Here is a 15221-nt window from a genome sequence, read left to right on the forward strand (position 1 = left end):
CCGCTCGCTTACATCACCCGCTTTGAGATCTCTTCAACCACCTCATCCACCTTCACGCGCCACTGCTCGAGCGTGTCGCGGTCGCGGATCGTGACGGTGTTGTCGGTCAGCGTTTGGCCGTCGACGGTGATGCAGTACGGCGTGCCCGCTTCGTCTTGGCGGCGATAGCGGCGGCCGACGGCGCCCTTTTCGTCGTAGAACGCCGAGAACTTCGCCTTTAGCTGGCGGTAGATCTCCTGGGCGATCTCGGGCATGCCGTCTTTCTTCACGAGCGGGAAGACGGCGGCCTTAATCGGAGCGATCCGCGGGTGGAACCGCATCACGACGCGGGTTTGCAGCTCGCCGTTTTCGTCGGGCTGTTGATCCTCGTAATAGGCCTCGCAGAGGAAGGCGAGGGTCGCACGGTCGGCGCCGCTGGATGGCTCGATCACGTGCGGGACGAACTTTTCGTTCGTCACTTCGTCGCGATAGGTGAGATCGCGGCCGCTGCCGCGGTGCTTCGGGCGCATCTTGTCAGGCTTGCCTTCGACGGGGATCATCTCGACTTCGAGACAGCCCTCGGCGTTCTTCACGAGCTTGCCTTCCATGTGGCTGCGAAGGTCGAAATCGCCGCGGTGGGCAATGCCCTCAAGCTCGCCATACTCGCCGGCGGGCAGGAAGGGGAAGGCGTATTCGATGTCGGCGGTGCCGACTGAGTAGTGGCTCAGTTCATCGGCGGCATGTTCGCGCATGATCAGCCGTTCGCCGGCGAGGCCGAGGTCGGTGTACCACTTCATGCGGCGGTCGCGCCAGTACTCGTACCACTTACGAGAATCCTTTGGGTTGCAGAAGAACTCGATTTCCATCTGCTCGAACTCGCGGCTGCGGAAGGTGAAATTCCGCGGCGTGATTTCGTTGCGGAAGCTTTTGCCGATCTGGGCGATGCCGAACGGAACCTTGACGCGGGTGCTGTCGAGGACGTTCTTGAAGTTGACGAAGATGCCTTGGGCCGTCTCGGGGCGGAGGAACGCGGCGTCTTCTTCGGTGCCCATCGCGCCGACGATGGTCTTGAACATCAGGTTGAATTCGCGCGGCTCGGTGAGCGTGCCGACTTCCTTCGCTTCGGGGGCGAAAACGCTGGCGAGTTCCTCGACCTTGTCGAGCGACATCGAGGCGCCTTCCCACTCGAGGCTTTCGGCATCTTTGCCGCGGAGGTTGAATGCCTTCAACGCGCGTTTCTCGAGATCCTCGGCTTCTTGCTCCGCCTCAGCGAGCGTGGTGACGAAAATCCGCTTGCCCTTCGCCGTGACCCAGCGGCCGCGGAGTTGGTCGAAGCGGTAACGTTTCTTCGTCTCCTTGCAGTCGACCATCATGTCGCAGAAGAGGTCGTAATGGCCGGAGACCTTCCATACCTGCGGGTGCATGATGATCGTGCAATCGAGGCCGGTCATTTCGTAGGCCTCGGGGGCGCCGGCGGGGACGCCAAGCTCGTCGTGGCCGCGGACCATGTCCTGCCACCACGCTTCCTTAATGTTTCGCTTCAGCTCAACGCCGAGGGGGCCGTAGTCCCAAAAGCCGTTGAGGCCGCCGTAGATTTCGCTCGATTGAAAGAGAAATCCGCGGCGTTTGCAGAGCGAGACGAGCTTGTCCATGTCCATCGCGAGACTCGATTCTGATTCTTCTTAAATGCAAAGGCGGATCTCTCGCAGAGGCGCAGAGACCGCGGAGGAAATACGGAGAAATCTTCTAAGCAGGAGGCGGCCGGCGAATCGCAAGTTCGCGGCTCCCCTCTGCGTCTCCGCGCCTCTGCGAGAGACTTTTATCGGGAAAGCCGACAATTCTAGCTGCGCATTCCGCGGGCCGTCTACGCCGGGCGGATTTCGCCGGTGGCGTGGTTGAGTTCGGGGACGATCGGCAGGATGTCGAGTTCCGCGCAGGCGGGGAGGTCGATGCCGTGGCCGATGGCGAGGAGGTTGCTGCCGCCGGGAGTTTGTTCCATCGCGACGGCGAATTGGTCGGAGGGCGTGCGGCCGGTCGCGGCGGCGAGGGCGAGGAGAGATCGCCATTGGTCGAGGGCGCTCTGGGCCTCGGCATTCAGCTCCCAGCCTGCGGCGTTCGCGGGGCCCACGAGGGCGTCGGCGATCGCGCCGGCGGCGAGGATGTCTTCGCCGGTGATGGCACCGTCAGTGCCGGCGCACAGGATGTCGACCCACGGCTCGGCGGCCACGGCGTCGGCGATCGCCTGGCGGTTCAGGGCACAGCCGACGAGCGTGCGGCGGGCGAGTCGGGCGTGGTGGAGGGCTCGCGTGCCGTTGGTGGTGGTGAACAGCAGCGGCCGGCCAGCCACGGCGACAGGGCTGTACTCCAGCGGCGAGTTGCCGAGGTCGAAGCCGTCGATGATCCGGCCATGGCGTTCGCCGCCGAGGACGATGGCAGCGCGGTCAAATTGCTCGGCGGCGCGGCGGGCGTCGTCGATTTCGAGGAATGGCATCACGCAGGTCGCCCCCGACGCGAGGGCCTGGCAGATCGTCGACGAGGCCCGCAGCAGGTCGATGACGATCACGACGCTGCCGGCCAAGTCTTCAGCCGGGACGTGGGCGGGGAGGAAGTGAACGTGGAGCTTGGGCATCGGTGAATCTGCAGGGCAGGGGAGCGGGATACGCGAAGCCGCGAGCGGCTAGCGAGGGGGACATTCTACTGCGATACTGGCGATCTCCCCACCGCTTCCCCGTGTTAATGCGCGGTCCATTCGTCGGTCTCAAGAGCACACCCCAGATTCCTGCCCCATATGACCGTCGACAAATCTGGCCCGCGCGTTCGTCGGATGTTTGGCGAGATCGCCGGCAAGTACGACTTTTTGAACCACCTGCTGTCGCTGAACATCGACCGCTACTGGCGGTGGCGGACGGTGCGGACGGTGGCGCCGAAGAGCGGCGATCGGATTCTCGACGTCTGCACTGGGACCGGCGACCTAGCACTGGCCTACCATAAGGCGACCAAGGGCGAAGCGGAGATCGTCGGCGCCGACTTCTGCCACGAGATGCTCGCCATCGGCCATCAAAAGGGAATGAAGGCGCGAGCTGGCGATCGGCTGACGTTTATCGAAGCTGACACGCAGTCGCTGCCGTTCCCGAGCGACCGGTTCAACATCGTCACCGTGGCGTTCGGGCTGCGGAACGTTGCCGACACCGATGCGGGGCTCGCCGAGATGACTCGCGTCTGCTCGCCCGGCGGGCATGTGGCGGTGCTCGAGTTTTCCTCGCCCGAGTGGCAGCCGTTCAAGGGAATCTACAGCTGGTATTTCCGCAACGTGTTGCCGCGGATTGGGCAGATGCTCGCCCGGAATGCGGAGAGCGCCTACAGCTACCTGCCGGAGAGCGTCGGCGAGTTTCCCCAGGGAGAGGCCCTGGCCGAGCGGATGCGGCGGGTAGGGCTGACGGAGGTAAGCTATCGGCCGCTTACACTGGGGGTGGCGACGCTTTATGTTGGGAAGAAGCCGTAGGAAGAGTGGGCAGTGGGCGGTCGGTAGTGGGCAGTTTGCCTCTCGCTATTCGACTGTCAATAAGCCAAAGATCTCTTGCGTGAGGCTACCCCCCCGGCGAAGCCGGGGGCTGAAAATACTTACTGCCCACTGCCCACTGCCCACTGCCCACTGAAATACCATGGCCAGCAAACCGAAAAACATCTGCATCGGCGTTACCGGCGGCAGCGGGGCGGTTTACTCGCTGCGGTTGATCGAAGTGCTGCTCGCGACGGGATACGACGTTCATCTGTCGATCAGTCCGTCGGGGGCGCAGGTGATTCACGAAGAGATGGACCTGCGGGTCGATCTCAACGACTTTCAGCCGGCCGACCTGATGCTGGAAGACGTCACGAACGCCTCCGACAGCAAGATCCGCATGCTGCAGGCGAGCGCCGGCATCGGCACGGCGGACAGCAACGTTCTCTCGGTCGACGCGGGGCGGGTGGGGCAGTTGCACTACCACCACTATCAGAATTTCAACTCGCCGATTGCGAGCGGCTCGTTCCTTACGCAGGGGATGGTGGTCACGCCATGTTCGGGGGCGACGCTCAGCGCCGTGGCTCATGCGTCGTCCGGCAACCTCATCCAGCGGGCGGCGGAGGTTCATTTGAAGGAGCGGCGGAAGCTGATCCTTGTGACCCGCGAGACGCCGCTGTCGCTGCCGCATATCGACAACCTGCGGAAGTCGACCGAGGCAGGGGCCGTGGTGATGCCGGCGTCGCCCGGGTGGTACCACGGGGTGAACACGCTGCGGGATCTGGTCGACTTTATGGTGGCGCGGATCTGCGACCAACTTGGCATCGACAACGCCCTCATCAACCGCTGGGGCGCGGATAAGTAATCAAATTTTAGAAGAGGGAGCTCTCGCAGAGACGCAGAGACGCGGAGGGAAGACAGGAGAGTTGATTCAGAAAGCTCACGCTTGTCGACGCCCAAGCTGGCATTGTCTCAGCGACTTTCTCTGCGCCTCCGCGCCTCTGCGAGAGATTTCTTCTGACAGTAACGCATGCTCCAAACGATCCGCCATTTTCTTTCGCTCATTCGGTTCAGCCATACGCTGTTTGCGTTGCCGTTTGCGCTATTGGCGGCGCTGATGGCTTGGCGGATGCAGGCGATTGAAAATCCCGCGCCAGCGTTCGATCCGTACAATCTCAAAACCTACTCGATTGGCGCCGGTTCGACGCAAACCTTCATCCACGACCCGTACCTCAACATTCTGGGGTTCCAAATCATTCCATTCGATTGGCCCGGATCGTCGAAGTTCCAAATCCGCTGGCAGGAACTCGTCGGCATCTTGCTCTGCATGGTCTTCGCCCGCAGCGCGGCGATGGCGTTTAATCGGTTGGTCGATCGGAAGCTTGACGCCCTCAATCCGCGGACGGCTGGACGGCATATTCCCGCGGGGCTACTGAGCGCGGGCCAGGTGACGTTCTTTGCTATCGCGTGCAGCGCGGGGTTCGTGGCGAGCACGCTGCTGTTCCTGCCAAATAGGTTGCCGCTCTATCTCGCCGTGCCGGTGCTCGCGTTTTTGTGCGGGTACAGCTATGCCAAGCGGTTTACTTCGCTGGCACATTTTTGGCTGGGGGTGGCCCTAGCGATGTCGCCGATCGCGGCCTGGATCGCCATTCGGGGGGAGACGGTCGCCCGGCATCCGGCCGATTTGCTGCCGGCAATTGTCCTGGGGGCGGCCGTGGCGGCGTGGGTGGCGGGGTTCGACATCATCTACGCCTGCCAAGATTTCGCCTACGACCGGGAGGCGAAGCTGCATAGTATTCCGGTGCGGCTGGGGGTGGCCGGGGCCCTCCGGCTGGCGGCCGGCTGCCATTTCGTGACAATAGCGTTGTTGGCGCTGCTGCCGTTAATCTACCCGCCGTTTGGTGGTCTATGGTGGGCGGGAGTCGCCTCGGTGGCCGCGCTGCTGGTGTACGAACACGCCTTGGTACGGCCCGACGACCTCGCCCGGGTGAACACGGCGTTCTTCAACGTGAACGCCATCATCAGCCTGGGGCTGCTGGTAGTCGGAACGGTAGATTTAGTCCTCTCCTAACAGAAAAGAATAAAGCTCGCGCAGAGACGCAGAGACGCAGAGGAAGAACATTGAACACCTCTGCGCCTCCGCGCCTCTGCGAGAGACCTTCATAGGTCCGGCAAGAACATGCTTCGAACGTCGTCACCGGTGTTGCAGTCGATTCGCGAAAAAGTCGAAGCCGGCGAGCGGTTGTCGTTTGACGATGGGCTCACGCTCTACAGCGACGCTGCGCCTTTGCCGGAAGTCGGCGAGTTGGCCAATCTCGTACGCGAGCGCAAGAACGGCAACGCCGGCTACTACAACATCAACACCCACTTGAACCCCACGAACGTTTGCGTCTACCGCTGCACGTTCTGCGCGTTCCGGGCCGACCTCCGTTCGGCCAAGGGTTATTTGATGGACGAGGAGCAGGTGCGGGCCCGCGGGCAGGAGGCGGTCGACAACGGCTGCACCGAGCTCCACATCGTCGGCGGGTTGCATCATCAGGCGAAGTACGAGTGGTATCGCGGCGTCATCAGCACGCTGCACGAAAGCTTTCCTGAGTTGCATTTGAAGGCTTGGACGCCGGTCGAAATCGACTGGTTCTCACGGCAGACGAAGAAGCCGATTCGCGCCGTGCTGGAAGACATGATCGACGCGGGCGTCGGCAGCCTGCCCGGCGGCGGCGCCGAAATCTTCCATCCGGAAGTTCGCAACAAGATCTGCGAACACAAAGCCGATTCGTCGCGCTGGTTCGAGACGCACCGCAACGCGCACCAGTTGGGGCTCCGCTCGAACTGCACAATGCTCTACGGCCACATCGAGCAGGCGTATCACCGGATCGACCACCTGATTCGCCTCCGCGAACTGCAGGACGAGACGGGCGGGTTCCAGACATTCATTCCGCTGGCGTTCCATCCCGACAACACGGGGCTGTCGCACATCAAGAAGCCAAACGCCCTGATGGACCTGCGGACGATGGCGGTGAGCCGGCTGATGCTCGACAACATCGCCCACATGAAGGCGTACTGGATCATGCTCGGCATCGGCACGGCCCAGTGTGCGCTCGCCTACGGCGCCGACGACATCGACGGCACCGTGCGGCACGAGCTCATTTATCACGACGCCGGCGCCGAGACGCCGGAGATTCTCACCGTCGAGCAAATCCGCCAGCTGATCGAAGAGGCGGGCCGCGAACCTATTGAGCGGGATACGCTCTATCATCGGGTGGAACGCGAAGGGAATACTTGGCGGACGGGCGAGGCGATTGCTGCGGCGAAGTAGCCGTTGATCAGGGGCCACGAACTCCTCCCGTGTTCTCTCTGGCCCCCTCCCCCTGGAGGGGAGGGCTGGGGAGGGGGGATGAACCTGGTACCAGCCGCTGCCACCCCTCCCTAACCCTCCCCCTCAAGGGGAGGGGACTAGAAAGATATCGCAAAGGTTGCGGTTCCTCCGCTTACGAATCGATAATCTTCACTTACTGCAGGCGAAAAAGCCTGCCATTCTTCACCCAGCCACCCCATCGCCAACTTGCGCTGGCAGGGCTAAAATACTCGTTTTCACTTTGCCGGTTGTCGCTCGTCATCCAGAGCCTCCGGCAGTCATCTGCAGTGAAGCGACCCTAAGTAGAAACTCCCACGAAGGATTCGCCATGACCCAACGGGTCTACAATTTCTCGGCCGGTCCCGCCGCAATGCCGGTCCCTGTTCTCGAATCAATTCAACGCGACATGCTCGCCCTGCCAGGCGTCGGCGCCTCAATCCTCGAGATCAGCCACCGCAGCGGCACGTTCGTCGCCATCGCCGAGGCGGCTGAAGCCAACCTGCGCAAGCTGCTCTCGATCTCAGACGACTACGCCGTGTTGTTCCTGCAAGGCGGCAGCCGGTTGCAGTTCTCGATGATCCCGATGAACCTGCTCGGCGAAGGGCAGTCGGCCGACTACATCCTCACCGGCTCGTGGGGCAACGACGCGCTCAAGGAAGCGAAGAAGGAAGGCGAGACGAGCGTCGCGTGGGACGGCAAGTCGACGAACTACGATCGTCTGCCGAAGAAGGGCGACCTGAAGCTCAACCCGCAAGCCGCGTACGTTCACTACACGTCGAACGAAACGATTCAAGGCGTGCAGTTCCAGAGCGAGCCGGAAGTCGGCGACGTGCCGTTGGTGTGCGACTCGTCGAGCGAGTTTCTGTACAAGCCGCTCGACGTGAGCAAGTACGGTCTCATTTACGCATGTGCCCAGAAGAACGCCGGCCCGTCGGGCGTGACGGTGGTGATCATCCGCAAGGATCTGCTGAAGAAGAGCGATCCGAACATGCCGGGTTACCTTAACTACCAGATCCACGCCGACAACGGTTCGATGTGGAACACGCCGCCGACGTTTGGCATCTACGTGCTGAAGCTCGTGACGGATTGGCTGCTGAACGACGTCGGCGGTCTCGACGCGATGTACAAGCGGAATCAAGATAAGGCGAAGCTGCTGTACGACGTGCTTGATGCGTCGAACGGTTTCTATGCCGGCCATGCCCAGAAGGAAGATCGTTCGCTGATGAACGTTACCTTCCGCTTGCCGAGCGATGAGCTGACGGATCAGTTCGTGGGTGAAGCGAAGAAGCTCAGCCTCACCGACCTGAAGGGCCACCGCAGCGTCGGCGGCATTCGGGCCTCGATTTACAACGCGATGCCGGTGGCCGGCGTCGAAAAGCTCCGCGACTTTATGGTGGAGTTCAAGGAGAAAAACGCGAAGTAGCGTTCTTCCCGCGAGCCGCGGGGCTTGTCCCTGCGGTATTGCACGTCCCGCGGGGATAAACCCCGCGGCTCGCTGTTGATCACACTCCATCTACAACTTTCATCACGCGATAACATCATGCCCTCGGTCATCGTTCTCGACACGCTCTCGCAAGAAGGTCTCGATCTGCTGGACGCCGCGCCCGGCATCACTTACGAAGTTCGCACCGGCCTGAAGGGGGACGACCTCCGCAACGCCCTCGCGGAATTCGACGGCGCCATCTGTCGCAGCGGCGTGAAGATCACCCCCGAGTCGCTCGAGGGGAATCGAAAACTGAAGGCGATCGTGCGGGCCGGCGTCGGCACCGACAACATTAACAGCGCCGCCGCCACGCGGGCCGGCGTCGTCGTGATGAACACCCCGGCTGGCAACACGCTCAGCACGGCCGAGCATGCGGTGACGCTGATGCTCGCCCTGTCGCGGAACGTCGCCCCGGCGTACCAGGGGTTGATCGAAGGTCGCTGGGATCGCGCGAAGTACATGGGCGCCCAGGTCGCCGGCAAGACGCTCGGCGTCGTCGGCCTTGGCCGCATCGGCCTCGCGGTGGTGAAGCGAGCGCAAGCTCTTGAGATGCGAGTGCTCGGGTACGACCCCTTCATGTCGAAGGAAAAGGCGAAGGAGCTCGGCATCGAATGGTACGAGAAGGTCGACGACATGCTGCCGCACGTCGATTACCTCTCGGTCCACACTCCGCTCACGGAAGAGACCCGTAATCTGATCGACATCCCGCAGCTCGATCGCCTGAAGCCGGGCGTGCGGCTGATCAACGCGGCCCGCGGCGGCATCTACAATGAAGCGGCGCTGGTTGAAGGGTTGAAGTCGGGCAAGATCGGTGGCGTCGCCCTCGACGTTTACGCCGAAGAGCCCTGCACCAACAGCCCGCTGTTCGGCATGCCGGGCGTCCTCTGCACGCCGCACCTTGGGGCGAGCACCGAAGAAGCCCAAACGCAAGTCGCGGTCGAAGCAGTTCAGCTGCTGACCGACTTCCTATCGACCGGACAGATCAAGAACGCCGTGAACATCGCCTCGCTCGATGCGAAGATGCTCGAGCAGCTTCGCGGCTACCTCGACGTCGCGTTCCGCCTCGGCAAGCTCGCCGCCGGGCTGATCCCGAGCGGCCTTAAGTCGTGCAAGCTGACCTACCGTGGCGAGATCGCCGCCCGCGATACGAAGGTCCTCACCGCGGCCTTCTCGGCCGGGTTGCTCCAAGGGGCGATGGCCGACGACGTGAACCTCGTCAACGCGAGCCTGCTGCTCGAAGAGCGGGGCATCAAGCTGAGCAGCGAAGCCCGCACCGACATGGGCGCCTTCCGCAGCGCGATGAGCTTCGAAATCGAAGGCGCCGACGGCCAGAAGCATAAGGCGACCGGCACCGTGTTCGGCCAATCGATGCCGCGGCTCGTGTCGCTCGACGGCTATCGCCTGGAAGCCTATCTCGATGGCTGCTTGCTCGTTTTCACCCACAAAGACGTGCCGGGGATCATCGGCGGCGTCGGCATGGCGTTCGGCGGGCACAACGTCAACATCGGCCAGATGGCCGTCGGCCGGGCTGGGGACGTCCCCGGCGGGGAGGCGGTCGGCATCCTCAACCTCGATTGCGAACCGCCGGCCGCGGCGCTCGAGGCCGTTCGCAAGCTGCCGGCCATTGGCAGTGCGAAGGTGATCCACCTGCCGAGCGCGGGCGAGTTGCCGGCTTGGCTGCAGGGCTAATTCGCAGACGCGGATTGCTACGAACTTAAGAGGGCGAGGCTTCCGAACGGAATCTTCGCCCTCTTTTTTTGCGCCTCGACCCGCGAAGTCGGCCTCATCCCTCCGCATACCCGCGGCGGCGCCGCGTACCTGCGCCGTGGGGTGAAAATCTTACCGGCGGCGGCCAACCACTGCATATTTAGCGTGCAGTGCTAGCGTGTTTCCGGCAAAAACGGCACAACCCGCAACTCTTTCGGATATTTCCTCGCTTAACGGACGAGCTCTTCTGAAATCGGCGGCGAATCGCAACCGATATTTCCTCATAACGCCCCAGCCAGTAGCCTCTCGGCCCCGCTCGGGCGTTCCCTCCTGAAGCTATCCCGCCAAGTCTTTCGCCCGAAACTAGGAATCAGAACATGGAAGCCGTGCTTGCGCCGCCGCGCCGCGAATTGATCGACGAAGTCCATGGCGCTCTCCGCCGCAGCCCCTATGTTTCTGGGCATGAAATGACCGTTGAAGCGAGCGAAGGCGTCGTCCGCCTGTCGGGCGCCGTGCGGTCGTTTTTCCACAAGCAGATGGCTCAGGAACTAATCCGCCGCGTCGACGGCGTGCAACGCATCGAGAATTGCCTGCAAGTGCAGTGGTAAACGGCCGGCGATCATTTCGCCGCTAAACCACGTTCTCAAAATAGACGAATCGTTCTAGCCGGAAGGCCACGCCTTCCGGGATGGCGCCGCCGTCCCGGACCGCGTGGCGATCCGGCTAGTTTCGTTTGGCGAGCGGGTTCATTCCCGACCGAAGCAGACAAGGCACATGTCGTCGCTCTGCGGGAAGTCGCCGGCGAACTTCCGCACGCTGTCGAGAATGCAGGGGCCGAGGTCGCGCGGCTTCACCGTTTTGTCGGCGCAGAGGGCAGTTAGCCGCTCCATTCCGTAGAGTTCGCGTTTCGAGTTCATCGCCTCGCTGAAGCCGTCGGTGAAGATTGTCAGGAAGTCGCCGGCGAGGAATTCGCGTTTGTACGACTCGTACTCGTAGTCGTCAGCCACGCCCAGCGGGAGGCCGGCTTCGTCGCCGCCGATTTCGAGCACTTCGCCCTCGCCGGTACGTAGTAGCGGCGGCATGTGGCCGGCGTTAACCAGCGTCAGCTCGCACGCCTGCGGGTCGACCACGGCGACGACCATCGTCACGAAGCGATCATCCCAGCCATGCTGCGAGAAGGCGGAGTTGATCTTGGCGAGGGCCTTCGCGGGATCAGGTTCGCGGGCGAGCCAGAATCGAACGTCGCTCGAAAGCTTCGCCATGAGGATCGCCGCTGAGACGCCCTTGCCGGCGACGTCGCCCACGACCGCGGCGAAGCGATCTTCCGGCAACTGGATGTAGTCGTAGTAGTCGCCGCCGACTTCGTAGGCTGCTTGGTAGTGCTGGAAGAAGTGGTACCCGCCGACGTCGGGGGCCGCCTTCGGCAGCAAGGCGGTCTGCATTTCGCGGGCGACTTGCAGGTCGCGGTGGAGCGCTTGTTGTTGAACGACTTGTTCGTGGAGCTTTGCGTTGTCGAGGGCGTGAGCCGCTTGGCTGGCAACGCCGACCAACACCTGCAGGTCGAGATCGGTAAACCGGCTTCGCTGGTCGCGGGTATCGAGCTGCACGACGCCGATCGACTCGCCGTTGGAATCGACCATCGGAGCGCAAATCAGCGAGCGAATGTGGAAGTCGGCGATGCTTTGCGCCATGTTGAACCGCGCGTCGGAGGCGGCGTCGGCCGAGAGGATCGCCTTCTTCTCGTTCATCGCCCGTTCGACGATCGTGCGGCTGGGGCGGGTCTCTTCGTCACTGTCGCGGCGGGCCTTCGTCGCCACCGGCACCAGCGGGCCGCCCGGCTTGGGCCGCATGATGATGAAGCCGCGATCGGCTTGGACGAAAATCTTGAATAAGCTGTCGAGGATCTTCGGCAGGATCTCTTTCACCTCGAGCGTGTTGCTAAGGTTGTTCGAGATTTCGATCATCGCCATCAGCTGCTGTTCGGGCTTCGCCGAAACTTGCCACGTGGCCTTCGCCTCGCGGCCGACGTCGAACGTGGCCACGATCTCCGAAGCGTCGCCATCGTCCATCAGTTCGGCGGCGTCGATCGGTGAGAGCAGCGACGAACCCTCGATCGCTCCGCCGCCCAGCAGGCTCCGCGGCGCCACATGGTGGAACTGCATGAGTACGTCGCAGATCAGAATCTGGTCGCCGTCGCGCAACTGGGCCTGGCCGTCGATGGCATGGCCGTTGACGATTGTGCCATTGCGACTGCCATTGTCTTGGATGAAGTAGAGGTCTTTGTCGCGGAGGACGGCCGCATGGCGGCGGCTGACGGCGGCGACGTCGAGCACAAAATCGCACTCAGGACTGCGGCCAATGACCGACTCGCGGTTGGAGATTTCGAACTGCTTGCCGACTTCTCCGCCTTGGATGATCGTGAGCGTGGCCATGGCGCGGTGGTTCCAATGCGGTTTTTCCCGCGGTCTTGCGGGGTTCCGCTCGATTTTAGGGGGCCTGCGCGGCGGGCGTCAACAAGCGGCGGGGGCGATGCCTCCCCAAATAGTCCCCCCATTCGCCCTTGACCACCGTTGCCTGGCAACCTACCGTTGAAGGCTTCGCAGCAGCGTCTTGGGGCGTAGTGTAATTGGTAACACTACAGATTCTGACTCTGTCATTTAAGGTTCGAGTCCTTACGCCCCAGCTTCCGCCTCTCTAGCGCCCGTCCGTCGGCGGGCAGTGTTTGGCGGCGAAGGCGATCAACGCCTCGTGGGTGTCCAACCCTAACTTCTCTCGGCAGCGGCGTAAGTGCGTGTGCACCGTCGTGAGGCCAATCTCTAATTGGTCGGCGATCGTCTGCGTCGAGTGCCCCATTCCGAGCCATTCGAGGCACTCTTGTTCGCGCTCGGTGAGTAGTTCCAAGTTCGCCGGGATGCGCACGGCTAGAACGCACACGGCCACGTCGGGTCGCAGAAGCGGCCAGACCCACACGCGGAATCGCCGGCCTGCCATGTTGGCGAGTTCGAGCGTCTGGCTTTCGCGCAATGACGATGCTCGCGCGATCGCGGTCTTCGCCGGCTCACGGTACTCGGGAGCGAGATGCTCCCAAGCGTACTCGCCGATTCGCAATTGATCGAACGGCATGCTGCCCCAAACCGCGCGACCTTGCCAGTCGCATAGCAGCACAAATTTATCGCTGATCATCGCGCCAGGCGCCACGAGCAGGTCGTTCGATGGCGTCAGTTGCGATGACGAAGTCCGCTGCAATGGGTTCTCTTGATTCACTTGTGTGCATCTCCCAAACGATCGCGCCGAATCTGCTTCAGATTCAACGGAACATACGGTTCGCCGCAGCGGTCATCTTGATTCTAACGCCTCACGACCAGATCGCAGCATCGCCGCTGTTTCGCCCCGAATGAAGTCACCCCTATTTGTGCTCAGCGAGAACATCGACTCGCTGGAGCGTCTGCGGACGGTCCTAGTCGCGGGCGGATACGAACCGAAATGTTTTGCGTCCTTCGCAGAGTTCTTATCGCTGCTGCCCGGACGACAAAAGGGATGCGTCGTCGTCAATCTGACAGGCGGAGCGATCGACGACCCGGCGATGATCGCTGCGATACGCGAATGCGCCCCGCGATTGCAGGTGATCGTCCTCGCCACCGAGTCCGTTGAGCCGGCGTGGCGCGAGTCGGGGGCGTTCGCCATCCTGAGCAAGCCTTGCAGTAGCGAACTGCTTCTGACGACCATCCACCGCGCGAATTCCGGCGACTAACATCGATTAGTTCTGCGGCGTGCGAATGACCAGCAGCCGCGGTTCGGTCATGTCTTCCATCGCATAGCGAACGCCCTCGCGGCCGAGGCCGCTGTCCTTCACGCCGCCGTAGGGCATGTTGTCGACGCGCCAGCTCGGCACGTCGCCGATGACGACGCCGCCGACTTCGAGACGATCCCACGCCCGCTGGATTTTGTAGATGTCGCGGGTGAAGAGGCCAGCCTGCAGACCGAAGACGCTGTCGTTCACTTCGTCGAGGGCAGCGTCGAAGTCGCTGAAGCGGTCGAGGATTGCGACGGGGCCGAACGCCTCCTTCGCACAAAGGGGCTGATCGCGCGGCACGTTTTCGAGGAGCGTCGCCTGCAGCATGGCTCCCTCGCGTTTGCCGCCGCAGAGGAGTTTGGCGCCCGCCTTCACCGAGGCTTGAATCCACTCGTCGAGTCGCTTGGCTTCGCTCTCGGCGATCATCGGGCCGATGAAAGTTTCTTCGAGTTTCGGATCGCCCATCTTGAGCGACTTGGTCGCCGTGACGAGTCGCTCGCGCAGCTCGTCGTAAATGGCGTCATGCACCAAAATCCGTTGCACCGAGATGCAACTTTGCCCCGATTGGTAGAAGGCTCCGGTGATCAGCCGACTCACGGCATCGGCGACGTCGGCGTCGCCATCGACGATGCAGGCGGCGTTGCCGCCGAGTTCGAGGATCACCTTCTTCTTGCCGGCGCGGGCCTTCAGATCCCAACCGACCGACGGGGAGCCGGTGAAGCTGAGCAGCTTCAAGCGTTCGTCGGTGGTAAAGAGATCGGCGCCGTCGCGGTGGCAGGGGAGGATCGAAAAGGCGCCAGGCGGCAGATCGGTTTCGGCCAGTATCTCGCCAATAAGCAACGCCCCGATTGGCGTGCGGCTCGCTGGCTTCAGCACAAAGGGGCAACCGGCGGCGATGGCGGGGGCGATTTTGTGCGCCGCGAGGTTCAGCGGGAAGTTAAACGGCGAGATGAACGAGCAGGCGCCGATCGGCACGCGCTTCGTCATGCCAGCGTAACCACGGGCGCGAGCGGAGATTTCGAGGTTGAGGACCTCGCCGCCGAAGCGGAGCGCCTCGGCGGCGGCGTAATCGAACGTGTCGATGAGCCGCGCGACCTCGCCGCGGCTGTCGCGGATTGGTTTGCCCGCTTCGACGCAAAGAGAATAAGCGAGTTCGTCTTGGCGCTCGCGAAAACGTTTCACGCAGTGCTCAAGCACGGCGCGGCGTTCGTAGGGGGCGAAGCGGGCCATCGGCTCCGCAGCGGCGACGGCGGCGGCTATGCCGCAATCGATCGCCTTCGCATCGGCTTGGGCGACGCGCGTGGCGACTTGGCCGGTGAACTTGTCGATCACTTCCAAGTCGGCGTTCGGCTGCTCCGGCTTATTCGCGAGGTAATAAGGGTACTTGGTTTGAAGCTGCATCGTT

The 15221-nt window shown here is 62.6% G+C and carries 13 protein-coding genes and 1 tRNA gene; 9 read left to right on the forward strand and 5 right to left on the reverse strand.

Features of this window, described 5'->3' with window-relative positions; all coding sequences use genetic code 11:
- Nucleotides 1–8: 8 nt before the first annotated feature.
- Both ACQY7R_RS12490 and ACQY7R_RS12495 read right to left on the reverse strand, forming a co-directional pair.
- Complete coding sequence (locus ACQY7R_RS12490) at nt 9–1631, reverse strand: glycine--tRNA ligase (protein WP_428308897.1); 1623 nt, start codon at nt 1629–1631, stop codon at nt 9–11.
- A gap of 212 nt (nt 1632–1843) precedes the next feature.
- A complete protein-coding gene (locus ACQY7R_RS12495) occupies nt 1844–2608 on the reverse strand; it encodes a 2-phosphosulfolactate phosphatase (RefSeq protein WP_428305929.1) in 765 nt (254 codons plus the stop codon).
- A 159-nt stretch (nt 2609–2767) separates the two neighbouring features.
- On the opposite strand from ACQY7R_RS12495, the gene ubiE reads away from it, so the two are divergent.
- The 7 genes from ubiE (at nt 2768) to ACQY7R_RS12530 (ending at nt 10631) form a co-directional block, all read left to right on the forward strand.
- A complete protein-coding gene (ubiE, locus tag ACQY7R_RS12500) occupies nt 2768–3481 on the forward strand; it encodes a bifunctional demethylmenaquinone methyltransferase/2-methoxy-6-polyprenyl-1,4-benzoquinol methylase UbiE (protein ID WP_152100355.1) in 714 nt (237 codons plus the stop codon).
- A 160-nt stretch (nt 3482–3641) separates the two neighbouring features.
- Nucleotides 3642–4343 carry a UbiX family flavin prenyltransferase gene (locus tag ACQY7R_RS12505; protein ID WP_428305930.1) on the forward strand — a complete coding sequence of 234 codons (702 nt, stop codon included), beginning with the start codon at nt 3642–3644 and terminating at the stop codon, nt 4341–4343.
- Between the two features lie 165 nt (nt 4344–4508).
- The gene (locus tag ACQY7R_RS12510; RefSeq protein ID WP_428305931.1) at nt 4509–5549 is read left to right on the forward strand and encodes a UbiA-like polyprenyltransferase; all 1041 of its coding nucleotides are present in this window, start codon (nt 4509–4511) and stop codon (nt 5547–5549) included.
- A gap of 108 nt (nt 5550–5657) precedes the next feature.
- Nucleotides 5658–6794, forward strand: coding sequence for an aminofutalosine synthase MqnE (gene mqnE, locus ACQY7R_RS12515; RefSeq protein WP_428305932.1), 1137 nt, complete (start codon nt 5658–5660; stop codon nt 6792–6794).
- A 367-nt stretch (nt 6795–7161) separates the two neighbouring features.
- On the forward strand, nt 7162–8256 hold the full coding sequence (gene serC, locus ACQY7R_RS12520) for a 3-phosphoserine/phosphohydroxythreonine transaminase (protein WP_428305933.1): 1095 nt from the start codon (nt 7162–7164) through the stop codon (nt 8254–8256).
- A 117-nt stretch (nt 8257–8373) separates the two neighbouring features.
- Nucleotides 8374–10005 carry a phosphoglycerate dehydrogenase gene (gene serA, locus ACQY7R_RS12525; RefSeq protein WP_428305934.1) on the forward strand — a complete coding sequence of 544 codons (1632 nt, stop codon included), beginning with the start codon at nt 8374–8376 and terminating at the stop codon, nt 10003–10005.
- A gap of 395 nt (nt 10006–10400) precedes the next feature.
- Complete coding sequence (locus ACQY7R_RS12530; protein WP_152100361.1) at nt 10401–10631, forward strand: BON domain-containing protein; 231 nt, start codon at nt 10401–10403, stop codon at nt 10629–10631.
- 138 nt (nt 10632–10769) lie between these two features.
- Here the strand turns inward: ACQY7R_RS12530 and ACQY7R_RS12535 are convergent, their stop codons facing one another.
- Nucleotides 10770–12455, reverse strand: coding sequence for a SpoIIE family protein phosphatase (locus ACQY7R_RS12535; protein ID WP_428305935.1), 1686 nt, complete (start codon nt 12453–12455; stop codon nt 10770–10772).
- A gap of 179 nt (nt 12456–12634) precedes the next feature.
- Between ACQY7R_RS12535 and ACQY7R_RS12540 the strand changes: the two genes are divergently transcribed.
- A tRNA-Gln gene (locus ACQY7R_RS12540) sits at nt 12635–12706 on the forward strand.
- 11 nt (nt 12707–12717) lie between these two features.
- On the opposite strand, the gene ACQY7R_RS12545 is transcribed toward ACQY7R_RS12540, so the two are convergent.
- On the reverse strand, nt 12718–13287 hold the full coding sequence (locus ACQY7R_RS12545) for a response regulator transcription factor (RefSeq protein ID WP_428305936.1): 570 nt from the start codon (nt 13285–13287) through the stop codon (nt 12718–12720).
- A 130-nt stretch (nt 13288–13417) separates the two neighbouring features.
- On the opposite strand from ACQY7R_RS12545, the gene ACQY7R_RS12550 reads away from it, so the two are divergent.
- The gene (locus ACQY7R_RS12550) at nt 13418–13774 is read left to right on the forward strand and encodes a hypothetical protein (protein ID WP_428305937.1); all 357 of its coding nucleotides are present in this window, start codon (nt 13418–13420) and stop codon (nt 13772–13774) included.
- 6 nt (nt 13775–13780) lie between these two features.
- Here the strand turns inward: ACQY7R_RS12550 and ACQY7R_RS12555 are convergent, their stop codons facing one another.
- The gene (locus ACQY7R_RS12555) at nt 13781–15217 is read right to left on the reverse strand and encodes an aldehyde dehydrogenase family protein (protein ID WP_428305938.1); all 1437 of its coding nucleotides are present in this window, start codon (nt 15215–15217) and stop codon (nt 13781–13783) included.
- Nucleotides 15218–15221: the final 4 nt, after the last annotated feature.

Source organism: Lacipirellula sp. (genome assembly GCF_965279485.1).
Classification (GTDB): domain Bacteria; phylum Planctomycetota; class Planctomycetia; order Pirellulales; family Lacipirellulaceae; genus Lacipirellula.